At 65.9% G+C, this 22,279-nt stretch carries 19 protein-coding genes; 5 read left to right on the top strand and 14 right to left on the bottom strand.

Features of this window, described 5'->3' with window-relative positions; translation table 11 throughout:
• Positions 1-4 precede the first annotated feature (4 nt).
• Complete coding sequence (locus BLEFHOIH_RS01650) at positions 5-1,180, top strand: VWA domain-containing protein (protein WP_088342767.1); 1,176 nt, start codon at positions 5-7, stop codon at positions 1,178-1,180.
• Between the two features lie 24 nt (positions 1,181-1,204).
• Here the strand turns inward: BLEFHOIH_RS01650 and lpxK are convergent, their stop codons facing one another.
• The 5 genes from lpxK to ubiA form a co-directional block, all read right to left on the bottom strand.
• Complete coding sequence (gene lpxK / locus BLEFHOIH_RS01645; protein WP_088342766.1) at positions 1,205-2,242, bottom strand: tetraacyldisaccharide 4'-kinase; 1,038 nt, start codon at positions 2,240-2,242, stop codon at positions 1,205-1,207.
• Positions 2,232-4,256, bottom strand: coding sequence for a glycosyltransferase N-terminal domain-containing protein (locus tag BLEFHOIH_RS01640; protein WP_245296825.1), 2,025 nt, complete (start codon positions 4,254-4,256; stop codon positions 2,232-2,234). Before BLEFHOIH_RS01640 ends, lpxK begins: the two co-directional genes overlap by 11 nt.
• A gap of 212 nt (positions 4,257-4,468) precedes the next feature.
• Positions 4,469-4,702 (bottom strand): DUF4170 domain-containing protein, encoded by a 234-nt coding sequence (locus BLEFHOIH_RS01635; RefSeq protein WP_088342765.1) that lies wholly within the window; start codon positions 4,700-4,702, stop codon positions 4,469-4,471.
• Positions 4,703-4,724: 22 nt separating this feature from the next.
• Positions 4,725-5,549 carry a 3'(2'),5'-bisphosphate nucleotidase CysQ gene (locus BLEFHOIH_RS01630; protein ID WP_088342764.1) on the bottom strand — a complete coding sequence of 275 codons (825 nt, stop codon included), beginning with the start codon at positions 5,547-5,549 and terminating at the stop codon, positions 4,725-4,727.
• Positions 5,550-5,568: 19 nt separating this feature from the next.
• Positions 5,569-6,510 (bottom strand): 4-hydroxybenzoate octaprenyltransferase, encoded by a 942-nt coding sequence (ubiA, locus tag BLEFHOIH_RS01625; RefSeq protein WP_088342763.1) that lies wholly within the window; start codon positions 6,508-6,510, stop codon positions 5,569-5,571.
• Between the two features lie 84 nt (positions 6,511-6,594).
• Here ubiA and BLEFHOIH_RS01620 point away from each other — a divergent pair, with 84 nt between their 5' ends.
• Positions 6,595-7,362, top strand: coding sequence for a 16S rRNA (uracil(1498)-N(3))-methyltransferase (locus BLEFHOIH_RS01620; RefSeq protein WP_088342762.1), 768 nt, complete (start codon positions 6,595-6,597; stop codon positions 7,360-7,362).
• Between the two features lie 242 nt (positions 7,363-7,604).
• Here BLEFHOIH_RS01620 and BLEFHOIH_RS01615 read toward each other — a convergent pair whose 3' ends face one another.
• From BLEFHOIH_RS01615 to BLEFHOIH_RS01575, 9 genes are all read right to left on the bottom strand, one after another.
• Entirely contained in the window at positions 7,605-8,636 is a 1,032-nt protein-coding gene (locus tag BLEFHOIH_RS01615; protein WP_088342761.1) for a P1 family peptidase, read from the bottom strand.
• Entirely contained in the window at positions 8,633-9,475 is an 843-nt protein-coding gene (locus tag BLEFHOIH_RS01610; protein ID WP_125461539.1) for a glycosyltransferase, read from the bottom strand. The genes BLEFHOIH_RS01615 and BLEFHOIH_RS01610 overlap by 4 nt, the downstream gene beginning before the upstream one ends.
• 39 nt (positions 9,476-9,514) lie before the next feature.
• Positions 9,515-10,612, bottom strand: coding sequence for a branched-chain amino acid ABC transporter substrate-binding protein (locus BLEFHOIH_RS01605; RefSeq protein WP_088342759.1), 1,098 nt, complete (start codon positions 10,610-10,612; stop codon positions 9,515-9,517).
• A 94-nt stretch (positions 10,613-10,706) separates the two neighbouring features.
• Positions 10,707-11,078, bottom strand: a complete 372-nt coding sequence (locus tag BLEFHOIH_RS01600) for a DUF6867 family protein (protein ID WP_088342758.1) — start codon at positions 11,076-11,078, stop codon at positions 10,707-10,709.
• Between the two features lie 4 nt (positions 11,079-11,082).
• A complete protein-coding gene (locus tag BLEFHOIH_RS01595; protein WP_088342757.1) occupies positions 11,083-11,805 on the bottom strand; it encodes an ABC transporter ATP-binding protein in 723 nt (240 codons plus the stop codon).
• On the bottom strand, positions 11,802-12,647 hold the full coding sequence (locus BLEFHOIH_RS01590; RefSeq protein WP_088342756.1) for an ATP-binding cassette domain-containing protein: 846 nt from the start codon (positions 12,645-12,647) through the stop codon (positions 11,802-11,804). Before BLEFHOIH_RS01590 ends, BLEFHOIH_RS01595 begins: the two co-directional genes overlap by 4 nt.
• Complete coding sequence (livM, locus tag BLEFHOIH_RS01585) at positions 12,644-14,275, bottom strand: high-affinity branched-chain amino acid ABC transporter permease LivM (RefSeq protein ID WP_088342755.1); 1,632 nt, start codon at positions 14,273-14,275, stop codon at positions 12,644-12,646. Before livM ends, BLEFHOIH_RS01590 begins: the two co-directional genes overlap by 4 nt.
• A gap of 4 nt (positions 14,276-14,279) precedes the next feature.
• Positions 14,280-15,194 (bottom strand): branched-chain amino acid ABC transporter permease LivH, encoded by a 915-nt coding sequence (locus BLEFHOIH_RS01580; RefSeq protein WP_088342754.1) that lies wholly within the window; start codon positions 15,192-15,194, stop codon positions 14,280-14,282.
• A 177-nt stretch (positions 15,195-15,371) separates the two neighbouring features.
• Complete coding sequence (locus BLEFHOIH_RS01575; protein ID WP_088342753.1) at positions 15,372-15,608, bottom strand: twin-arginine translocase TatA/TatE family subunit; 237 nt, start codon at positions 15,606-15,608, stop codon at positions 15,372-15,374.
• A gap of 559 nt (positions 15,609-16,167) precedes the next feature.
• On the opposite strand from BLEFHOIH_RS01575, the gene BLEFHOIH_RS01570 reads away from it, so the two are divergent.
• From BLEFHOIH_RS01570 to BLEFHOIH_RS01560, 3 genes are read left to right on the top strand one after another with little or no spacing between them, the layout of a single operon-like run.
• On the top strand, positions 16,168-18,696 hold the full coding sequence (locus tag BLEFHOIH_RS01570; protein WP_088342752.1) for an acyl-CoA dehydrogenase: 2,529 nt from the start codon (positions 16,168-16,170) through the stop codon (positions 18,694-18,696).
• Positions 18,697-18,708: 12 nt separating this feature from the next.
• A complete protein-coding gene (locus BLEFHOIH_RS01565) occupies positions 18,709-20,727 on the top strand; it encodes a 3-hydroxyacyl-CoA dehydrogenase NAD-binding domain-containing protein (RefSeq protein ID WP_088342751.1) in 2,019 nt (672 codons plus the stop codon).
• 11 nt (positions 20,728-20,738) lie between these two features.
• The gene (locus BLEFHOIH_RS01560; RefSeq protein ID WP_088342750.1) at positions 20,739-22,046 is read left to right on the top strand and encodes an acetyl-CoA C-acetyltransferase; all 1,308 of its coding nucleotides are present in this window, start codon (positions 20,739-20,741) and stop codon (positions 22,044-22,046) included.
• Positions 22,047-22,279: the final 233 nt, after the last annotated feature.

The raw sequence follows: 22,279 nt of genomic DNA, 5'->3' as shown, positions 1-22,279 counted from the left end.
AACGATGTTCGTGAATTTCTTCCACGGTCTGCGCGACGCCGGCATCCCCGTCAGCCTGCGCGAATATCTCTCGCTGATGGAGGCGCTGCAGGCCGACCTCGCCGACAAGCGCATGGAGGATTTCTACTATCTCTCGCGCACAGCTCTGGTGAAGGACGAGCGCAATCTCGACAAGTTCGACCGCGTCTTCGCCTCCGTCTTCAAGGGCATCGAAACGCTGGGCGAGGCGGCCAACGCCGCGATCCCCGAGGAATGGCTGCGCCACTTGGCCGAGCGGCTGTTCACCGAGGAGGAGAAGGCGCAGATCGAGGCGCTGGGCGGCTGGGAGAAGATCATGGAGGAGCTGATGAAGCGCCTCCAGGAGCAGAAGGGGCGCCATCAGGGCGGCTCGAAATGGATCGGCACCGGCGGCACCTCGCCCTATGGCGCGCACGGCTACAATCCGGCCGGCATCCGCATCGGCCAGAACAGCAACCGCAATTTCCGGGCCATCAAGGTTTGGGACAAGCGCGAGTTCAAGGATCTGGACGACAGCGTCGAGCTCGGCACGCGCAACATCAAGGTGGCGCTGCGCCGCCTGCGCCAGTTCGCGCGCGCGGGCGCGGCGGAAGAGCTCGACCTCGACAAGACCATCCGCTCAACTGCGCATAGCGGCTTTCTCGACCTCGAATTCCGCCCCGAGCGGCGCAACACGGTGAAGGTGCTGCTGTTCTTCGATGTCGGCGGCTCGATGGACTGGCACGTCAAAATCTCCCAGGAGCTGTTCTCGGCCGCCCGCTCCGAGTTCAAGCACATGGAATATTTCTATTTCCACAACTGCCTCTATGAAGGCGTCTGGCGCAACAACTCCCGCCGCCATGCCGAGCGCATCGCCACCTGGGACGTGCTGCATACCTACCCCGCCGATTACAAGGTCATCTTCATCGGCGACGCCTCGATGAGCCCCTATGAGATCGCCATGGCGGGCGGCTCGGTCGAGCATTGGAACGAGGAGCCCGGCGGCGTCTGGCTGGAGCGCGTCACTCAGATCTATAAGAGCGCCGTCTGGCTCAACCCCGTCGCACCGCATCTATGGGATTACACCCCATCGATCGAGCTGATCGGTCAGTTGATGAGCGGCCGCATGTACCCGCTGACGCTGGAGGGCATCGACGGGGCGATGAAGGAATTAATGCGCTAGATCACGATCTTCGATGCAAGGTTCTCATCGCGGCGCGGGGGCAGGCGCCGCGTCGCGGTCCATGGCCTTGAGCAGGAGATGCGTCAGGATCGGCTGGCTGGCCGCTTCGAATTCGATGGCGATGGGAAGGGTGCGGGTCTTGGCCTTCAGCTCGGAAAGGGCCAGGTCGCGGGTGTCGATGCGTACCCAGTCTTTCTCGGTCGTCACCAGCGTCGCTCCGGCGCGCGCGGCTTTGGCGAGCAGATCGGCGGCTTCGGGGCCGGTGAAGGCGTGGTGATCGGGGAAGGGAACAGTCTCCGCGATCTCCGCGCCGAGGCTCGTCAGAGTGGCGAAGAATTTCGACGGGCGGCCGATGCCGCAAAAGGCCAGTATCGGCGAGGATTTCAGCCAGCCGGTGTCGCCGGAAGGCTTGATATGGCCGCGCAGCAGCGGCACCGCGCCGGAGCGCCCGGTCAGGTCGCAGGGCTCGCGGCCGATGGAGACGATCACACCAGCACGCTTCAACTGGTCGCCGAGCGGCGCGCGCAGCGGCCCGGCGGGCAGCACGCGGCCATTGCCGAGACCCGCGCCCGCATCCACCGCGACGATGGCCAGATCCTTGTGCAAAGACGGGTTCTGGAAGCCGTCATCCATGATGATGAGGTCGGCGCCGGTCGCTTCGATGGCGCGCGCGCCGTCCGCGCGGTCGCGGGCGAGATAGGTCGGGGCGGCGCGGGCGAGCAGCAGCGCCTCGTCGCCGACTTCGGCCGCCCCATCGACGGAGGCATCGACCCGGTGCGGCCCCTCGATGCTGCCGCCATAGCCGCGCGTCAGGAAGGCGGGCCTGCCGCCCCAGTCGCGCGCCATGCGGGCAATCGCGATGGCGAGCGGGGTCTTGCCGGCGCCGCCTGCCGTGAAATTACCGATGCATATGACCGGCAGCGAGGAGCGGTAAGGGCTCGCCAGGGCAAAGCGGGCATTGGCGGCCGCGCCATAGACCCAGCCGGCGGGGGCGAGCAGCGCCGCTTTCAGCCGGTCCGCCGGGCGCGAACCGGTCCACCAGCTCGGCTGTTCAAGACGCATAGGCCGCCACCGTGGGACGCTTGGGCGGCAGGAACGGCTCCAGCGCCTCGAGCGTGCGGCCGAGCGCGCCGCTGAGTTCGGAGACGGTGCGTTCCGCGCGCGCGCGCATCAGATCGAGGCTCGCCCGGTCGTCCAGCAGCGCCCGCGCGGTGTGGATCAGGTCCTCCTGCGAGGTGACGAAGCGGCAGCCGCCCTGCTCCGCCAGCGCCTGATACACCTCGGGGAAATTATGCCAGTGCGGCCCGGTGACGACGCCAGCGCCGAGTTTTACCGCCTCGATCGGGTTCTGCCCGCCATGCGGCACCAGCGAGCCGCCGATGAATGCGATCGGGGCGACGGCGTAGAACATGCCGAGATCGCCGACCGTATCGCCGACATAGATCGCGGTTTCCGCGCCGAGCGCCGCGCCCTGCGAACGGCGCGCGGCGGCGAGGCCCTGCGCCTCCAGCATCGCCGCGATGTCGGCGCCGCGCTCGGGATGGCGGGGGACGATCACGGTCAGCAGGCCGGGATAGGATGCGCTAAGCGCCTTATGCGCTTCGGCGACGATCTCGTCTTCGCCCGGGTGGGTGCTGGCGGCCAGGAAGATCGGCCGTCCCGCGACCATCGCCTTGAAGCGCTGCAATTCAGCCGGATCGACCGGCGGGGGCGGCGAGTCGAATTTGATGTTCCCCGCCGAGATCACCTTGCGCGCGCCGAGCGTCGCCAGCCGCTTGGCGAGGCCGTCGCTCTGCGCCAGCACCACCGCGAAGCGCGAGAACAGCGGGCGGCTGACGCCCGGCATTTTGAGCCAGCGCTTGAAGGAGCGGTCGGACATGCGCGCATTGAGCAGGGCGAGCGGAATGCGGCGGCGGTCGGCGTCGAGGATCAGGTTCGGCCAGATCTCGGATTCAGTGAACAGGCCCATGTTTGGGCGCCAATGGTCGAGGAAGCGCTGCACGAAGGCGGGTGAGTCCAGTGGCACGAATTGATGCACCGCGCCGCTAGGCAGCCGCGCGGCGGCGATGCGGGCCGACGTCACGGTGACGGTGGTCAGCAGGATGCCGAGATCGGGGCGCTCCTTGCGCAGGGCCTCGATCAGCGGCAGCACGACATTGGTCTCACCGACGCTCGCCGCATGGAACCAGAGCAGCGTGCCAGCAGGGCGCGAGAGGCTGGCGATGCCCATGCGCTCGTTCAGGCGCTCGGGCACCTCCTTGCCGCGCTGGCTGCGGCGGCGCAGGAACATGCCCGCCGCCGGATGGATGGCGCGGCTGATCGTGCGATAGGCCCGGAGGCTCAGACCAGGCGCGACGCTGCCGCCCGCGCTGACCGGGGTCGCGGCGGCGGCGTCGCGTCCGGCCAATTCATAAGCGCGGCGCGTTGCGAGGTTGAGGCCGTCTTCGACGGCGGCGCGGGCGGCTTCCAGCTCGGTCTCGCCGGCGTCGCGGGCGACTTCGATCTTGGGGCCGGAGATCACGGCGATCTTGGAGAAGGGCAGGTTCAGCGTGAACCGGCTCCAGGTGTTGACGGTCGCGAACCGGCTCGTCGCGATGGCGACGGGGACGATCGGGCGCCCGGACAGGCGCGCCAGGGTGACGATGCCCATGCCGGCCTGGCGGGCGGGGCCGGGCGGAATGTCGGCCGTCATGGCGACCGTGGTGCCTTCGGCGAGCGTCGTCAGCGCGGCCCGGAGGGCGTGGGCGCCGCCGCGATCCTTGCGCCGCTTGCCCGCTCCCGCGCCGCGAATGAGGTCGAGGCCGAAGCTGCGCAGGGCGCGCCCGACGATCTCGCCGTCGCCGTGCCGCGCCACCATGCATTTGACGTCGAGGCCCTTGGGCGACATCGCCGGGATCATCAGGAACTGGCCGTGCCACATGGCGGCGATGAAGGGCGCTTCGGCGAGCAGTTCGGCTTCCTGGCCGTCCGGTTCGCGGATGATGCGCGAGCTTTTCGCGACCAGCCGGATATAGCCCGCCGCGAGGCTTCCGGCCGCCGTCAGAAACGCTTCGGAGCGTGTGAAACGCTTCATCATCAACCGTTCCCTCGACACGGCGCGGGGACACGCCGCTCTATGCTCAGTCTCCTGCCCTCTCCCTTGGGAGAAGGAGCGAGGCGCCGCCCCCATTCGCCTTGGTTTGCCGCACTTTAGCCGCGCAATTGGGAGAGGTCGCGGCAGAGCCGCAGGGCTCGGAAAGGGTTTGCGTTTTACCGTTAACCGATCCTTCCCGGCGCCGCCGGACGCGGCTAGCCGTCCTCGCGCGGGTCGAGCAGGCGGTGCATGTGGACGATGAAATAGCGCATCTGGGCATTGTCCACGGTGCGCTGGGCCGCGCTCTTCCAGGCGTCATAGGCCGTTTTGTAATTCGGATAGATGCCGACGATGTCGAGATTCTCGACATCCTTGAATTCGACGTCGCCCAGCTTCGTAAGCTCACCGCCGAATACCAGATGCAAAAGCTGCTTCGGTGTGCCGGTCATCGCGCCTCGCCGACCCCAATCGCTAAACCTCTTTGGCCGCCACCGGCCGGGTGCGCGCCACCAGCAGATCGTGCAGCGCCGGGGCGGCTGCGACAAGACCATTGATGCGCGTATTCGGCTGGTTGAAGGTGATGGCCGCGCCCGTGGCGTCCGTCACCTTGCCCCTTGCTTCCTGCACCAAAAGCGCCGGGGCCGCAAGATCCCATTCCGACTTGCCGGTCAGCGAAAGCGTGGCGTCGGCGCGTCCGGCGGCGATCAGGGCGAGGCGGTAGGCGACCGAGTTGAACCAGATGTTCTGAGTGTTCGGCCAGGGCTCGGTCCAGATCTTGTGCTTGAAGAAGCCCTTGGTGGCGATCATGCGGCATTCGGCGATGTCGTCGCGCGGTGTGACCGAAATCGGCATGCCGTTGAGAAAAGCGCCGCCGCCGCGCCGGGCGGTGAACATCTCGGCGGTCGCGGGATTGTAGACCGCCGCCAGCACCGGCTGGCCGTAATCGACGAGAGCCGCCGCGATGGTCCATTCCGGCGTGCCGGCGAGGAAGGCGCGGGTGCCGTCGATCGGGTCGACGATCCAGACCTGATCGGCATCGAGGCGCCGGGCATTGTCCACGGTCTCCTCGGACAGCCAGCCGTAATTGGGCCGCTCGCCGGTCAGCCGCTCGCGCAGCATCTTGTCGACCGCGTAATCGGCTTCGCTGACGGGGCTGTTATCGGCCTTATGCGTGCCGACGAGGCCGCGCCCGAAAAAACTCAGCGCCAGCGTGCCCGCCGCGCGCACCGCGCCGAAAAGCAGCGCCTCGTCAGCCGCAAGGCTGTCCCGGCCGATCTTACCGTCGGTTCCATCCATCAAATGTCGCTTTCATTGTTCATAGAGCCATGTCGGCCAGCAATGCGAGGAAGACAAGTGCGCCAAAGTCCCGATTGGAGCGGAAGCGCTTGAGGCAATTGGCCGGGTCGTCGACGTCCAGCGTCGCGGTCTGCCAGACCAGATGCAGGCTCGCGAGGGCGAGGCCCGCAAAAAACGGCCAATGCGCCCCGGCGCCGATTCCGGCAATTCCGAGGAGCACGATCGTCGCCCCGTAAAACAGCGTCAGCCAGGGCTTGGTTTTCGGACCGAATTTGAGCGCGGTGGATTTCAATCCAAGCAGCGCGTCATCATCCTTGTCCTGATGCGCGTAAATGGTGTCATAGCCGATGGTCCAAACAATGGCAGCGGCATAGAGAAATAAGGCGGGTGCGTCGATCCGTCCGAAGACGGCGGCCCAGCCCATCAGCGCGCCCCAGGAAAAGGCGAGACCCAGCACGATCTGAGGCCAATATGTGATGCGCTTCATGAAAGGGTAGAGGGCGACGATGCCGAGCGAGCCAATCCCGATCACAATTGCGAAAGCATTGAATTGCAGCAGCACGGCGAGGCCGGTAAAGCTCAGCGCGACCATGAAAACGGCGGCCGCGAAGACACTGACTTGCCCGCTGGGGATCGGCCGGGTGCGGGTGCGCGCGACCTGCGCGTCGAAATCACGATCCGCGATATCGTTGTAGATGCAGCCCGCCCCGCGCATCACCGTCGCGCCGATGGCGAACAGCAGCAGCAGCCAGAGATCGGGCCGCGTCGTCCCCGCTGCGACCCAGGCCAGCGCCGCGGACCACCAGCACGGCCAGAGCAGCAGCCATGTCCCGATCGGCCGGTCCGCCCGCATCAGCCGCAAATAGGGCTGCATGGCGAGGGGCGCAAAGCGGTCCACCCAATTGCCTGGCGGGGCATCGCTGGCTTGCATATTGCCGGTCTGTGCGTTGGGGACTGGCATTGCGCCGCCTGACTTGGAATTTGGCCGCAGTCTATCCCGAAGGGGTCTTGCGAGAAAGCGCCGCCCGCGTTTATCTGCGGCAGCATGAGCAAGAAAGCAATATTCGGGGATGGCGGCAAGGAGCATGAGGCTTCTATCCGCTTGTTTGTTGAGGCGCTCTTGGCCGCCGGAGCCGCTGTCGAATGCACGGCCGGCCAAGCGAATTACCTCGGCAATGTGCTGCGGATGCGCGCCGGGCAGCATGTCCTCGTCTTCAACGGGCGCGACGGCGAATGGCTGGCCGAGATCACCGCCATGAAGCGCAGCGCCGCTGTTCTGACCGCGCGCGAGCAGGTGCGACCGCAGGCGGAGGGGCCGGATCTGCATTACCTGTTCGCGCCGCTGAAGAAGGCGCGGCTGGATTACATGGTGCAGAAGGCCACCGAAATGGGCGCGTCGGTGCTGCGGCCGGTGATGACGCGGCGAACCAATGCCGAGCGGGTCAATCTGGAGCGGATGCGCGCCAATGTTGTCGAGGCGGCGGAGCAATGCGGCGTCCTGCGGGTGCCTGAGGTGCTTGCGCCGGTGAAGCTCGAGGCGGCGCTGGGAGACTGGGAGCCGGGCCGCGCGCTGATCTTCGCCGATGAGGCAGCGGCGGTCGCCTCACCGCTGGAGGTGCTGCGCGGCGTGCCGCAGGGACCGGCGGCGCTGCTCATCGGGCCGGAGGGCGGGTTCGACGACGCAGAGCGTCAGATGCTGCTGGGGCTGCCTTTCGTGCACGCCGTGTCGCTGGGGCCGCGCATCATGCGGGCGGATACGGCGGCGGTCGCGGCCCTGGCGCTGATGAACGCGGTTCTCGGCGACTGGCGCTGAAGGCGTTTCACGTTCGCAGCCGACCTCCCTCTGCCGATGCGATATTCTCCGCCGTCGTCCCGGGCGGCCGACAGGCCGGACCGGGACCCATGGGCAGAACAGCCGGCACAGTGCGCGCGGACAGACGAGTGGGCCCCGGCTCTAACGGCAGGGGCGACGCAATTAAATTGGGGGTCCAGCGACGTGCGACGGGGTGGTGCCTCGCGGCTCGCTCTCGCGCACATCGGCCTGCGGGGTCCTGCTCAGACCTTGCGAGGAAACACATCGCGATAAGCGGGCAGGTCGGACGCGCCGGGGATGCCACCGGCTTCATAGACACCGCGCGCGATGGCGCGGGCGAGCGTGTTCGCCGCATAGGCGCCGAGTTCGATGAGGCCGGCGGGCGGGGCGGCCATCGGGTGGTCGCCCACGGAGAGTGCGAAGGCGATGTCGCCATCCACAGGCGTATGCACCGGCACGATGGCGCGGGCCATGCCGGTCTGCGCCATGATCGCCAGCCGACGCAACTCGGAATTGGTCAGCGCGGCATTGGTGGCGATCACCGCGAGCGTGGTGTTCTGCATCGGACCGGCCTTCAGCACCGGCACCTGCCATTCCTCTTTCATCACCGCCGGTAAGCCGAGCCCGCCGAACTCGCCGCCGATCTCGAAGGGCGCAGCCCAGAAATGCGGCGTATCCCCGATGGTGACGGCGCCCGCCGCGTTCACCGCCGCCAGCGCGCCGATGGCCAGCCCGTCATCGCGGATCAGCGAGGCGCTGCCGATGCCGCCCATCATGCGCTGGCCAGATTTCGCCCAGGCGACCGCCGCGCCGAACCCCGCGCCTGCCGTCCCAAGAGCGAAATCCTCGGCAGCATCGGTCGCGGCCTGATAAGCCATGTCGCGATAGGGCGAATGCCGGCCCCAGTCCTTATCGCCGCCATTCAGCAGGTCGAACAGGATCGCTTGCGGCACGATCGGCACCCGCGCCGCGCCGACCGCGAAGCCGGCCCCCTGTTCACGCAAAAAACTCTGCACGCCGGTCGCGGCGTCCAGGCCAAAGGCCGAGCCGCCGGAAAACACGAGGCCATGCAATTCGTTGACGAGGCCGCCATGCGTCATGGTCTCGGTCTCGCGCGTCCCCGGGCCGCCGCCGCGAATATCGGCCGCGCCCCGCGCCCGTCCCGCCGGCAGGATCACCGTGACGCCGGAGCGCAAACCGGCATCCTGCGCTTGCCCGACCGTGATGCCGGGCACGTCGGTGATCAGATTCCTCGGTCCGGGGCGCCAGTTCATGAGGTGTCCGTCATTGTGATGCCGAGCCGCCGGCATTCCTGGTCTATGAAACTGCCAGTGGGGGGCGGCTTCAGCTTCAAATCCTTGATACGTTCGTTCCACAGATGCACGGTGATCGTCCGCTCGGAAAGCGCGGCGCGGATATCCTTATCGGGATCGAACGCATCGGCGGCCTGTTTCCAGTTATTCGGGTAAAACACCTCGGGAGCCGCCCCGTATCCTATAATGCAGTTCCGGCGCGCAAAATAGCTGAGCGCGGCCGGCCCAATGATACCCCATTCGAGCTGCTCGAGCGTCCGGGAGGCCCCGAGCGCCCAACGGAACCATTGGTGCGTTTTCTTCTTTCTCCGCCACCATGGAGCGATCACCGGGTTGGAACCGGCGAACCGGAGAATATCGTGCAAGGTCGGCGAGGTCTTCGGCAGCCGCAGCAATCCGTTGCAGATCGTGGTCTCGTCTTGGAAGCCGAAAATATGCTCCTGATCCGGAACGGGCCGAAGGAACAGGAAGTCGCAATCGCACCAGCAGCCGCCGCCCTTGGCGAGCAGATAGTAGCGAAAGAGATCGGCGCCGAGCGCGTAGCTGCCGTTCCGGGCCTTCAGCACCCTATGCTCGGGCATGATTTCGCGGCCGTCCCGGAGATCCACGCCCGCCGGGACGTTCGAGACGCCATGATAGGTGTAAAGCACTAAGGAATGGCCGCAGGCGACCGCTGACGTCAGGCACAAACGCTCGAGATAGCTGAGGGTGCCGCCGACCCAGAGCGCGTTCAATTGCAGCTTACTCACAGACAAGGACCGGGATCGATTTGCAGTCGGTGGGCAAAAAGAAGCCCGCACGCGGCGGGCCTCTCATTTCAGATTTTCACGCGGGCCAGCTTAAAGCTGGTCGTAAGCGCCGTCCTTCCAGCTATAGACGACGTAGGGGGGCAGGTTCGGGTCACCCTTCTTGTCGAAGCTGAAATTGCCGATGACGGTCTTGAACTCGGTGCCGTTCAGGGCGGCGACGACCTTCTCGGCATCCGTCGAGCCGGCTTTCTCCACCGCCTGCTTCCAAACCTGGAGCGCGGCATAGGTGTAGAGCACGTAGCCTTCCGGGTTGACCTTCTTGGCCTCGAACGCCTTCACGACTTCAGCCGCGGCGGGGTTCTTGCGCGGGTCGGGCGAGAAGGTGAAGAGCGTGCCTTCGCCGTCCTTGCCGGTGATCTGCCAATATTCGGTGGTGACCATCGAGTCGCCGCCCATCAGCACGGTCTTCATGCCCTGCGAGCGCATCTGGCGCACGATCAGGCCGGCTTCGGTGTGGTAGCCGCCGAAATAGACCACATCGACATTGGCCTGCTTCAGCTTGGAGACGAGGGCGGTGTAGTCCTTCTCACCGGCGGTGATGGCCTCGTAGATGGCCTCTTCCTTGCCGGCCGCGTTCAGAGCCTTCTTGGTCTCGTCGGCGAGGCCCTTGCCATAGGCGCTCTTGTCGTGGACGACGGCGATGACCTTGTCCTTGAAATTCTTGGCCAGATAGCCGCCGGCAACGCCGCCCTGCTGGTCGTCACGGCCGCAGACGCGGAAGATGCTCGGACCGGCGCGTTCGTCGGTGAATTTGGGATTGGTCGAAGCGGGCGAGATCTGGACGACACCGGCCTCGGCATAGACCTGCGACGCCGGGATCGACGAGCCGGAGCAATAATGGCCGACAACGAAGGGCAGTTTCGCGCCCGCCAGCTTTTCGGCGACCGAGCGGGCCTGCTTGGGATCGCAGGCGTCGTCGCCGACTTCCAGCTTCAGCTTCTTGCCGAGAACGCCGCCAGCGGCATTGAAGTCCGCAAGGGCCGCGTCCGCGCCGGCCTTGAACTGGCCGCCGAAGGTCGCTTCCTTGCCGGTCATCGGTCCGGCGACGCCAACGGTGATGTCCTGCGCCATGGCCGGGGCGGACAGCCCGAGCCCCAAAACAGCGGCAGCGAGTAAGTATCTTCTCATGAACTTGTCCCTTTAGTTGCCATCTGTACTTCGATTTTATGCAATCCGGCAGGCTTAGTCATTTGCGACCAACAAGGCAAGACAAAGGCGCGGCTCAGCGCTTCTTCCAGCTCAGCGGGCCGGTCCGTTCATAGAGCCAGCCATATTGCGAAGCCATCTGCCGGGCGCGTTCGAGCCGGTAGCCAAAAGCCGCCAGCGCGATCAGGATGAGGGTGTCGACGAGGTAGTAATGCGGTGAGATCAGAGAGCCCTGCAAAGCGCGCCAGCTCGCATAGGTGGCGTTCAGGAACAGGCCCCAATGCAGGAAGCGCACCGCGATGCCGAGCAGCAGCATGTAGACGACGAGGCGCCCGAAGGATTTCCAGGAGCGGGCCAGCGCCCGGCCGGTCAGGAACGCCGCGCCGCCGCCGAGCACGATGGTGACGAGCAGAAAGGCCACCCAGGATTTTTCGACGATCAAGCCCATCGGTTTAACGCCCGCCTTCGAGATAGGCGGCCTTAACTTCGTCGCGGGCCAGAAGCTCGCGGCCGGTGCCGGATAGCGTGATCTTGCCGTTTACCATAACATAGCCCCGATGCGCCAGCTTCAAGGCGTGATAGGCGTTTTGCTCGACGAGAAAAACCGTCAGCCCCTGCTTGGCGTTCAGCTCGCGGATGACCTGGAAGATCTGCTGCACGATCAGCGGGGCAAGGCCGAGCGAGGGCTCGTCCAGCAGCAGGAGGCGCGGCCAGCTCATCAGCGCGCGGCTGATCGCCAGCATCTGCTGTTCGCCGCCCGACAGCGTACCGCCGCGCTGATTGCGGCGCTTCGCCAGCACCGGGAACAGCGAGAACACCATCTCCTGCGCTTCGGCGAATTTGGCCTCGGGCGCCAGAAGCGCGCCCATCTGCAAATTCTCCATCACCGTCATGCGCGGAAAGATGCGCCGGCCTTCCGGCGCGTGGGCGATCGACATACGGGCGATCTCATGCGTCGGCAGCTTGGTGATGTCGGTGCCGTCGAAGACGATCTGGCCGTGGCGCGCCTGCGGCTTGCCGCAGACGGTCATCATCAGCGTGGTCTTGCCGGCCCCGTTGGCGCCGATCAGCGTGACGATCTCGCCCGGCGCGACATCCATGTTCACGGAGCGCAGCGCCTGGATATTGCCGTAGAAGGCGTCCACCCCGCGGACGCTGAGCAGCGGCGCGGTCATCGGCCGACCTCCGCTTCCACCAGTTCGACCTCGTCCTCGGCGACGCCGAGATAGGCGGCGATGACTGTCGGGTCGTTGCGGATGAATTCGGGCGCGCCGTCGGCGATCTTGCGGCCATAGTCGAGCACGACGATGTGGTCGGAGATGCCCATGACGACGCCCATGTCGTGCTCGATCAGGAGGATGGCGAGGCCGTGCTCGTCGCGGATCCAGCGCAGCGTGTCGTTGAGCCCGGCGGATTCGCGCGGATTGAGGCCGGCGGCGGGCTCGTCGAGGCAGAGGATGACGGGCCGGGTACACATCGAGCGGGCGATTTCGAGCCGGCGCTGGTCGCCATAGGCGAGATCGCCGGCGGCGTCGTCTGCACGGTCGATCAGGCCGAGCTTTTCCAGCCAGTAGGAGGCGAAATCGACGGCTTCGGCCTCGGCCTTGCGGTAGCGCTTCAGGCCGAGCAGCCCGGCGAAGGAGAAGAAGGACGCCTCGTTCAGCGGGCCGTGCTGGGCGACGAGCAGATTCTCCAGCACCGTCATGCCGCTGAACAGGCGGATGTTCTGAAAGGTGCGCGCGACGCCTGCGCGGGCGGCGATCTCGTGATCCTCCATGCGCTCCAGGAGGAACGGCTCCGGGTGCGCGGGATGGCGAAGCTGGATCATGCCTTCGGTCGGCTTATAGAAGCCGGTGATGCAGTTGAACACCGTCGTCTTGCCGGCGCCGTTCGGGCCGATGATGGCGGTGATCTCGCGCGGCTTGGCGGCGAACGACAGATCGTCCACGGCGACGAGGCCGCCGAAGCGCATGGTCACATGATCGACTTGCAGAATGGGGGGGCCCGCCTCGCTCATCCTGCGCCTTCCTTGACCAGCCCGCCCGAAATCACCTTGTGCTCCTTCAATACGACGGTCGGCGCGCGTCCCGAGACCAGCCCGCGCGGGCGCCAGACCATGATGACCACCATCGAGGCGCCGAAGATCAGCATCCGGTAATCTTCAAGGTCGCGGAAGAATTCGGAGCTGCCGATCAGCGCCACCGCCGCGACCACCACGCCGATCTGGCTGCCGAGCCCGCCGAGCACGACGATGGCGAGGATCAGCGCCGATTCATGAAAGGTGAAGGATTCCGGGCTGATGAAGCCCTGCCGCATGGCGAAGAAGGAGCCGGCAAAGCCGCCGAACATGGCGCCGATGGCGAAGGCGGTCAGCTTGGTGGTGACGGTGTTGATGCCAAGCGACCGGCAGGCGATCTCGTCCTCGCGCAGGGCTTCCCAGGCGCGCCCGATCGGCAGGCGGCGCAGGCGCTGCGAGGCGAAGTTCACCATCAGCGCGAGCGCCAGGATGATGTAATAGAGGAAGATGATGCGGTAGACCGCGTCATATTGCAGGCCGAAGAATTCGTGGAATTTGGTGCCGCTGCCGCCGAAGCGGTCGAAGCTCAGGCCGAAGAAGCTGGGCTTGGGGATCTGCGAAATGCCGTTCGGGCCGTTGGTCAGCGATTGCCAGTTCAGCAAGAGAATGCGGATCATCTCGCCGAAGGCCAGCGTCACGATGGCCAGATAATCGCCCCTGAGCCGCAGCACCGGGAAGCCGAGCATGATGCCCCAGAAGGCGGCGAGGATGCCGGCCAGCGGCAGGCAGATCCAGAACGACCAGCCGAACGAGGTCGAGAGCAGCGCGTAGGAATAGGCGCCGACGGCGTAGAAGGCGACATAGCCGAGATCGAGCAGCCCGGCGAGGCCGACGACGATGTTCAGGCCCCAGCCGAGCATGATGTAGGTCAGGATCTGGATCGCGGTGTCGAGCGCGTAGCGCTGCTGTGGCCCGGCGACCAGGACCGGCAGGATGACGGCGATCACGAGAAGGGCCGGGGCGAATTGCTGGCCGAATTCGGCGAGCGTCGTCTTCTCGGCCCGCGCGGCGGGCGGCACGGCTTCGCGGCTCGCCGGGATGGCGGCGGAAAACAGCCGGCGCAGGGCCATGATGATCCCCATCGCGCTCAGCACGATGAAGACCGCGATCACCAACTGGCCGGTCAGCTCGACGAAGATGCGCGAGCGCGAGCGCCATTCATTGTCGCCGAAAATGTCGGATAGGGTTTCGGCGAGAGCGAGGCGCGAGCCGGGGACGATGAAATAATAAGCGCCGAGCAGATAGGCGGCGATGACCAGCGCCGTCATCACCGTGCCGAGCGTCCCCGCGGGCAGCCAGCGCTGCATGATCTCGCGGCCGAGGCCCCGCCAGACGAAGAGGTCGAACAGGAAGCGGACGACGCCCACGGTCGCGGCCAGGCTGAAGGCGGCGCCGAAGCGGTAGATCAGCGCGAGGCCGCCTTGCGCATTTTCGGTCTTGATGCCGACGATGGCGATGAACAGGATCAGCGCGATGCCGGATGCGATGATCGCCTGCTTCAGCGCCTCGCCGACATCCGGCGCCTCTATGCTTCTTGCCCCCGTCGCCATCACCACCCCCTCGGCCATTCGGCTAAACCTTCTCGATCTCGGGCTTGCCGAGCAGTCCGGAGGGGAAGAAGATCAGCACGATGGCGAGGATCGAGAAGGCCGCCACGTCTTTATATTCGGTGCTGAAATAACCGGCCCAGAACACTTCGATCAGCCCGATGATCAGCCCGCCCAGCATGGCGCCCGGCAAGGAGCCGATGCCCCCCAGCACCGCCGCCGTGAACGCCTTAATGCCGGCGACGAAGCCGATGAAGAAATCGATCACGCCGTAATAGAGCAGGTACATCAGCCCCGCGACGGCGGCGAGGCTCGCGCCCATCACGAAGGTCAGCGAGATCACCCGGTCGACATTGACGCCGAGCAGCGCCGCCATGGTGCTGTCCTGCTCGCAGGCGCGCTGCTGGCGGCCGAGCGAGGTCTTGGCGATGATGAAGGAGAAGGCGGCCATCAACAGGGTCGTCGTCAGGATGATGACGATCTGGATGTTGCTGAGCGAGACGGAAAAGGTGCCGGTGTCGGTCAGGATATGGCCGCCCGTGATCACCGGCGGCAGCGGTTTGACGCGCGCATCCTGGGTGAGCTGGACGAAATTCTGCAAGACGATCGACATGCCGATGGCGGTGATCAGCGGCGCGAGGCGAAAGGAGGCGCGCAAGGGCCGGTAGGCGACGCGCTCCAGCGTCCAGCCCCAGGCGGCGGTCAGCAGCATGGAGAAGAACAACACCAGCATCAGCGCCAGCGGCACCGAGGTCACGCCGAGCGAGACCACCAGCAGGAACGAAATCAGCGCCATGAAGGCGCCGATCATGAAAATATCGCCATGGGCGAAATTGATCATGCCGATGATGCCATAGACCATCGTGTAGCCGATGGCGATCAGGCCATAGATGGACCCCAGCGTGATCCCATTGATGAGCTGCTGCAGGAAATATTCCATGGGAGTCGGCGAGGTCCGCGGGTGGGTTGGCTTGCTAAGGGCGCGTTCGAAACGGCCAGACGGAATTCTTTATTAGCAAGGCAGAACGCATTGGCGCAATGACTGAATTTAGGCGCGCCGCATCCGAAATAGGCAGCAGCGGGCCCTCGCAGCCCGCAACCGCTCCCGCCCCGGCGATCAGCCGACCTTCTGGTCTTCCTTGCGGAAGGCTTCCGCCTCGCGGCTGCGGCGCTCGGCTTCGAGCTCGAGCGGCGGCTTGGCGGGCGTCTGCGGCTCGTCCTCGTCGGCGATGCCCTTCTTGAAGCTCTTGATGCCCTTGGCCAGGTCACCCATCAGATCGGAGATTTTTCCGCGCCCGAACAGCAGGATCACCACCAGAAGAAGGATCAGCAAATGTGGAAAACTCAAACCCATGTCATGTCCTCGTTCGGCTGGAGCGACCGGCCCAGCTTGCCTCAGGCGGGGGGCCTGGAACAACCATCCCCCTCTCGTCCATGCATAATTAGCGCTTGTGACGGCCGGAAGCGAGACATAATCGCAGGGTCGGCCGATAGCAATCCCGCCGCAAGCGCCTGCTGAACAAAGCCCGTTGCGCGGGCGATTGTTCCGCCGCCCCGCTTCCCCGGCAGGTTGCGCGCCGGTCATCACGCTTCCCGCATTGGTAGCATGAAACGGCATTCGCCTCAACCAAAGCGGGGGGCGGCGTGCCGGAGTGCCATCAGGGCGACATGATCGCCTTGCGATTTAAGCCAATTCTCATCTCCCCGTGGCAGGATCCCGGGGCGTCGGGCCAGTATCTTCAATGGCGTGCGGGTCGCCTCGCGGCGGCTGGCGTGCTAGTCTCGCCGCCTCGCTTATCCGGAAAACGCCGGGCGATTTGGGAGACAGATACAGGTTGACGTTTGCGTCAATTGGCTCCACTTAAAGTCTCGGACATCGCCGTTCAGCGGCCAGCGATGGGAGGAAAATAACCATGGCGGCACTCGTTTTTCTGCTCCTTTGCCTCGGCGCAGCCATTGCCCTTGCCCTTTGGCGGGCCCCTTTATGGGGCTGGGCCGTGCTGGTCGCCGTCGCCACCTTCCTCATTCAGGCCGGTTTCGTCTTCGGCCCGATGGGCGGCTTCAGCCTCACCAAGCTGATCGGCTGGCTGCCCGCGATCGCCCTGGGCGTCCTCTCCTACCGTCCCATCCGCCAGCAGGTCGTCACCAAGCCGGCCTACCGCATGGTGAAGCGCATCCTGCCGCCGGTCTCGCCGACCGAGCGCGAGGCGCTCGAGGCTGGCACGCTCGGTTTCGACGCGGAACTGTTCGCGGGCGAACCGGACTGGACCAAGCTGCGCGCCGTCCGGCCGATGAGCCTCACCGACGAAGAGCGCAAATTCCTCGACGGCCCGACCGAAGAGCTCTGCCGCATGTCGAATGACTGGCAGGTCCGCGCCGAGCGCCGCGAAGTGCCGGAAGAGATCTGGAATTTCATCAAGCAGAAGGGCTTTTTGGGGATGCTGATCTCCAAGGAGCATGGCGGCCTCGGCTTCTCAGCCCAGGCCCAGTCGCTGATCCTCGGTAAAGTCTCCTCGCGCTCGCCGGACATCTCGGTCGTCGTCATGGTGCCCAACTCGCTCGGGCCGGGCGAGCTGATCGAGAAATTCGGCACGCCCGAACAGAAGGAGCATTATCTGCCGCGCCTCGCCAAGGGCATCGACGTGCCCTGCTTCGCCCTGACCGGCCCCTATGCCGGCTCCGACGCCGCCTCGATGCGCGACATCGGCGTGGTGACCAAGGGGATGCATGACGGCAAGGAAGTGCTCGGCCTGAGGCTGAACTGGGACAAGCGTTACATCACGCTCGCCCCGAACGCGACCCTGCTGGGCCTCGCCTTCCATATGTCCGATCCGCAAAACCTGCTCGGCAAGGGCGAAGATCTCGGCATCACCCTGGCTCTGATCCCCGCAGACCATCCCGGCGTGCAGATCGGCCGGCGGCATCTGCCCGGCGGCAACGCCTTCCCGAACGGCCCGACCTGGGGCGAGAACGTCTTCATCCCGCTCGACTGGATCATCGGCGGCCCTGAGCGCGCCGGCCAGGGCTGGCGGATGCTGATGAGCTGCCTTGCGGCGGGCCGGGCGATTTCGCTGCCCGCCTCCGGCACGGCGGCGACGAAGGCCATGCTGCGCGCGACCTCCGCCTATGCGCGGGTGCGCTCCCAGTTCAATATCCCCATCGGCAAGATGGAGGGCATCGAGGAGCCGCTCGCCCGCATCGTCGAGGCCGCCTATCTGCTCGAATCCGCCCGCGCGGTGACGGCGTCGATGGTCTCCGGCGGCGACAAGCCGGCCGTGATCTCGGCGCTGATGAAATACAAATGCACCGAATGGGCGCGCCAGGCGGTCAACGACGCCATGGACATCCAGGGCGGCAAGGCCATCTGCGACGGCCCGTCGAACTTCGCCCAGGCCGCCTATCAGTCGATCCCGATCAGCATCACCGTCGAGGGCGCCAACATCCTGACGCGCTCGCTGATGGTGATCGCGCAGGGCGCGCTGCGCAGCCATCCCTGGCTGTACAAGGAAGTCGAGGCGGTCCAGAACCCCGACGAGGACGAGGGCTTCGAGGCCTTCGAGACGGCCTTCGAAGGCCATGTCGGCTTCGCGATGGCCAATGTCTTCGGCGCCTTCTTCCACAATGTCACTTTCGGCCTGTTCGCCGCCGCGCCGAATGTTCGCTATAACGGGCATTGGTACCGGCAGGCCTCGCGTGCGGCGCGCAATTTCGCGCTCGTCACCGACCTCACCGTCGCCATTCTCGGCGGCGGGCTGAAGACCAAGCAGCACATCACCGGGCGCCTCGCCGATGCGCTCGCCGACCTCTATTTCCTCTGCTGCATGCTGAAGCGCTTCGAGGATGACGGCGAGCCGCAGGGCGACCGCGCCGTGCTCGATTATGCGGCGCAGAATGCGCTCGCCCGGTTCTATGCCTCTCTCGCCCGGGTGATCGCCAATTTCCCCAATCCGGTCGTTTCGGTGCTGATGCGGATCTGCGTCTTCCCGCTCGGCAACACGGCCTCTCCGGCCCGCGACCGCCGCTCGAAGGAGATCGTCTCGCTGGTGCTGGAGCCGAGCGCCACGCGCGACCGGCTGACCCGCGAAATCTTCGTCAGCCGCGACCAGAACGAGGCAACCGGCGCGCTGGAGGCGGCCTTCGCCAAGGTGATCGAATCCGACGAGGCCAACCACAAGCTGGAGCGCGCCGTCCGCAGGGGCGAAGTGCACCGCTTCCTCGGCAACGATTTCATCGGCGAGGCGGTGGCCAAGAACGTCATCACCCCGCAGGAGGGCGATCTCCTGCGCGAGCGCGAGCGGCTGGTCGCCAAGGTGATCGCGGTCGATCATTTCGACCCGGACGAGATCACCGGCAAAAGCGCCATCGGCCACAATTCACGGCCCGCAAGCGCATTCGAGAAGCCGCCCCATGTGGCCGGCGGCGAAATTCACGCGGCAGAATAGCGGAGAAGAACGATGGCGGAATCGCTTCTTAATCTGAAACATTGGCGTTTCGAGATCGATTTTGAAAAGCTCGCCTGGGCGACCTTCGATCAGGCCGGCGAGAGCAACAACACGTTCGGCGTCGAAACCGCGACCGAGCTTGAAAGCATCGTCACGGCGGTCGAGGCGGCGGTGAAGCGCGGCGAGATCCGCGGCCTCACCTTCCTTTCGGCCAAGAAGTCGTTCATCGTCGGCGCCGACATCCGCGAGTTCGACAAGCTGACGCGCGAGAAGGATGTCGAAGACGTCGTCCGCCAGCTCACCTCGGTCTTCGACCGCATCGAGCTGCTGACCATCCCGGTCGTCGCCGGCATCCACGGCTATTGCCTGGGCGGCGGCCTCGAATTGGCGATGGCCTGCCATTACCGCATCGCCACGCGCTCGGAGGAAACCCGGCTCGGCCTGCCCGAGGTCAAGCTCGGCATCATTCCGGGCCTCAACGGCACCGTCCGCTTCCTGCAACTGGCCGGCCCGCTCGACGCCATGCCCGCCATGCTGACCGGCCGCATGCTGCGCCCCGGCGCGGCCCGCGCCATGGGCCTCGTCGACCAGCTCGTGCCGAGCCCACTGGAGCTGCATTGGGCCTGCCGCAAGGCCATGCTGAAGAACCGGCGCTCGGCCGGCGCGTCCTGGTGGAAGCGGCTGATGACGCTGGGGCCCATCCGCAGCCTGCTCGCCAACCGGATGCGCAAGGAAACCGCCGCCAAGGTGCGCGAGGAGCATTACCCCGCCCCGTTCAAGCTGATCGACCTGTTCGACCGCTTCGGCGGCGACCGCCGCGAAATGGCGCTGGCCGAGACCCGCGCCTTCGCGCCGCTGATGGTCAGCGAGACCTCGCGCAACCTGCGCCGCGTCTTCCGCCTCTCGGAAATGCTCAAAGGCGAGGCGCCGAAGAACGGCCCGAAATTCCAGCGCGTGCATGTGATCGGCGCGGGCACCATGGGCGGCGACATCGCGGCCTGGTGCGTGATCTCCGGCTACGAGGTCAGCTTGCAGGACATGGCGCCTGAGGCGGTCGACAAGGCGCTGGCGCGGGCGAAATCGCTGTTCAAGAAGCGGCTGCGCGGCAAGATCGAGGTCGAGACCGCCGTGGCGCGGCTCTATGCCGACGTGAACGGCGACCATGTTCCGCGCGCCGACGTGGTCATCGAGGCGGTCGTCGAAAAACTCGACATCAAGCAGAAGGTGCTGGCCACGGCCGAAGCGCGGATGAAGCCCGGCGCGCTCTTGGCAACCAACACTTCCTCGCTCCCCATCGAGCAGATCGCCACCGGCCTTGCCGATCCGGGCCGTCTGGTCGGGCTGCATTTCTTCAATCCAGTGCCAGCGATGCCGCTCGTCGAAGTGGTACGCAGGCCGAACAGCCGCGAGGATGTGGTCCGGCAGGCCTGCGCTTTCGTGGCCGCCATCGGCAAGTTCCCGCTGATCGTCAAGAGCTCGCCCGGCTTCCTCGTCAACCGCGTGCTGGGCCCCTATATGTTCGATGCGCTGCGCCGCGTCGAGGCGGGCGAGGCCAAGGAGAAGATCGACGCCGCCGCCGAGAAGTTCGGTATGCCGGTGGGGCCGATCGAACTGGCCGACACGGTCGGGCTGGATATCTGCCTGAACGTCGCCGCCGTGCTCGGCTCACCCGCGCCGGCCAATTCGCAACTGGCCCGGCTGGTCGCGGCGGGCAAGCTCGGCAAGAAAACCGGCTCGGGCTTTTACGACTGGGTCGACGGCAAGGCGCAGAAGGCGCCGGGCGAATATGACCAGCGCGAGCTGGAGCAGCTCGGCAAGGAGCTGGTCAAGCCGCTGATCGACGAATGCGAGAAATGCCTCGCCGAGGGCGTCGTCGCCGATGCCGACCATGTCGATGCCGGCGTGATCTTCGGCACCGGCTTTGCGCCCTTCCGCGGCGGCCCGCTGAATTATCGCCGCTCGCAAGGCGCGCCCAAGCCGGTCAACTCACAGCATGAAGCGGCCGCCGCGCCCAGCGCCGCCGCCGAATAAGGAGCAACATCATGGTAGGACAATTGCGGCGCGTCGCGATCATCGGCGGAGTGCGCATCCCTTTCTGCCGCTCGAACACCGCCTATTCCGAGCTGAGCAATCTCGACATGCTGACCACGGCCCTGAACGGGCTGGTCGATAAATTCCATCTTGAAGGCGAGCTGATCGACGAGGTCGTCGGCGGCGCGGTCGTGACGCATTCGAAGGACTTCAACCTCGCCCGCGAGGCGGTGGTGGCGACCAAGCTCGACCCGCGCACGCCCGGTATCACGCTGATCCAGGCTTGCGGCACCAGCCTGCAGGCGGCACTCGGCAGCGGCGCCAAGATCGCCACCGGGCAGATCGAATCCGCCATCGCGGTCGGCTCGGACACCACGTCCGATGCGCCGATCGTCTTGCAGCGCAAGCTGGCGCAGCGGCTGGCAAAAGTGTCGCGGGCCAAGAGCTTCGGCGAGAAGGCCAGCGCCTTCATGAAGGGCTTTTCGCCCTCCGAGATCGCGCCCGTCGCGCCGAGCGTCGCCGAGCCGCGCACCGGCCTCTCAATGGGCGAGCACACCGAGCTGATGGCGCAGCAATTCCACATCAGCCGCGCCGCGCAGGACCAGCTCGCCTATGAGAGCCATAAGAAGGCCGCCAAAGCCTATGACGAAGGCTTCATGGACGACCTGCTCGTGCCCTGCGCCGGTGTCTACCGCGACAACAACCTGCGCGCCGACATCGACCTCGCCAAGATGGGCCAGCTCAAGCCCGCCTTCGAGCGCTCCGAGCGCGGCACGCTGACGGCCGCCAATTCCACGCCGCTGACCGACGGCGCCTCGACGGTGCTGCTCGCTTCGGAGGAATGGGCCGACCGGCATGGGCTGAAGCCGATGGCCTATCTGACCCACGGCTATACCTCCGCCATCGACTTCGTCGGCGGCCAGGGCTTGCTGATGGCGCCGACGATTGCGGTTTCGCGGATGCTGGATCAGGCCGGGCTGACCTTGCAGGATTTCGATTTCTACGAGATCCACGAAGCCTTTGCCGCGCAGGTGCTGGCGACGCTGCAAGCCTGGGAGTCGCCGGAATATTGCAAGGAGATCCTCGGCAAGGACAAGCCGCTCGGCAGCATCGACCGCTCGAAGCTCAACGTCAAAGGCTCCAGCATCGCCTTCGGGCATCCGTTCGCGGCCACGGGCGGGCGCATCCTCGGGACGCTGGCCAAGATCCTGCAGCAGAATGGCGGCGGGCGCGGGCTGATCTCGATCTGCACCGCCGGCGGCATGGGCGTCGCGGCGATCCTCGAAGGCGTCAACCCGACGCAGCATACGGTGCATTAGGCTGGGGGATCGGGAAAACCAGCCAACATTTAGTGCGAAATCCCGGGAAAGCGGGGATCCAGCACTCCGCAGCGCCAGAACAGGTGCGGACCACGGAGGGCTGCGCTGCTTTTTTGTCATCCCCGCGGAGGCCGGGATGACAAGGAAAAGAGAGGTCTTCCGCTCCAGATGGGGGTCATTGCCGTTGGACGCGCTGTTGCCCCTGGCCGCAGCCCCCACCCTTTTCCCCCGTC

The organism is Rhodomicrobium sp. R_RK_3, from assembly GCF_002198715.1.
Taxonomy (GTDB): domain Bacteria; phylum Pseudomonadota; class Alphaproteobacteria; order Rhizobiales; family Rhodomicrobiaceae; genus R-RK-3.
Note: the sequence above shows the minus strand (reverse complement) of the source record. Positions and strands in the feature narration are given on the sequence as shown.

What these genes read in the sequence shown, in the direction of transcription:
- BLEFHOIH_RS01650 (WP_088342767.1), top strand. Translation starts at nt 5, where the DNA reads ATGTTCGTGAATTTCTTCCACGGTCTGCGCGACGCCGGCATCCCCGTC.
- lpxK (WP_088342766.1), bottom strand. Translation starts at nt 2,242, where the DNA reads ATGCGTCTTGAACAGCCGAGCTGGTGGACCGGTTCGCGCCCGGCGGAC.
- BLEFHOIH_RS01640 (WP_245296825.1), bottom strand. Translation starts at nt 4,256, where the DNA reads ATGATGAAGCGTTTCACACGCTCCGAAGCGTTTCTGACGGCGGCCGGA.
- BLEFHOIH_RS01635 (WP_088342765.1), bottom strand. Translation starts at nt 4,702, where the DNA reads ATGACCGGCACACCGAAGCAGCTTTTGCATCTGGTATTCGGCGGTGAG.
- BLEFHOIH_RS01630 (WP_088342764.1), bottom strand. Translation starts at nt 5,549, where the DNA reads ATGGATGGAACCGACGGTAAGATCGGCCGGGACAGCCTTGCGGCTGAC.
- ubiA (WP_088342763.1), bottom strand. Translation starts at nt 6,510, where the DNA reads ATGCCAGTCCCCAACGCACAGACCGGCAATATGCAAGCCAGCGATGCC.
- BLEFHOIH_RS01620 (WP_088342762.1), top strand. Translation starts at nt 6,595, where the DNA reads ATGAGCAAGAAAGCAATATTCGGGGATGGCGGCAAGGAGCATGAGGCT.
- BLEFHOIH_RS01615 (WP_088342761.1), bottom strand. Translation starts at nt 8,636, where the DNA reads ATGAACTGGCGCCCCGGACCGAGGAATCTGATCACCGACGTGCCCGGC.
- BLEFHOIH_RS01605 (WP_088342759.1), bottom strand. Translation starts at nt 10,612, where the DNA reads ATGAGAAGATACTTACTCGCTGCCGCTGTTTTGGGGCTCGGGCTGTCC.
- BLEFHOIH_RS01600 (WP_088342758.1), bottom strand. Translation starts at nt 11,078, where the DNA reads ATGGGCTTGATCGTCGAAAAATCCTGGGTGGCCTTTCTGCTCGTCACC.
- BLEFHOIH_RS01595 (WP_088342757.1), bottom strand. Translation starts at nt 11,805, where the DNA reads ATGACCGCGCCGCTGCTCAGCGTCCGCGGGGTGGACGCCTTCTACGGC.
- BLEFHOIH_RS01590 (WP_088342756.1), bottom strand. Translation starts at nt 12,647, where the DNA reads ATGAGCGAGGCGGGCCCCCCCATTCTGCAAGTCGATCATGTGACCATG.
- livM (WP_088342755.1), bottom strand. Translation starts at nt 14,275, where the DNA reads ATGGCCGAGGGGGTGGTGATGGCGACGGGGGCAAGAAGCATAGAGGCG.
- BLEFHOIH_RS01580 (WP_088342754.1), bottom strand. Translation starts at nt 15,194, where the DNA reads ATGGAATATTTCCTGCAGCAGCTCATCAATGGGATCACGCTGGGGTCC.
- BLEFHOIH_RS01575 (WP_088342753.1), bottom strand. Translation starts at nt 15,608, where the DNA reads ATGGGTTTGAGTTTTCCACATTTGCTGATCCTTCTTCTGGTGGTGATC.
- BLEFHOIH_RS01570 (WP_088342752.1), top strand. Translation starts at nt 16,168, where the DNA reads ATGGCGGCACTCGTTTTTCTGCTCCTTTGCCTCGGCGCAGCCATTGCC.
- BLEFHOIH_RS01565 (WP_088342751.1), top strand. Translation starts at nt 18,709, where the DNA reads ATGGCGGAATCGCTTCTTAATCTGAAACATTGGCGTTTCGAGATCGAT.
- BLEFHOIH_RS01560 (WP_088342750.1), top strand. Translation starts at nt 20,739, where the DNA reads ATGGTAGGACAATTGCGGCGCGTCGCGATCATCGGCGGAGTGCGCATC.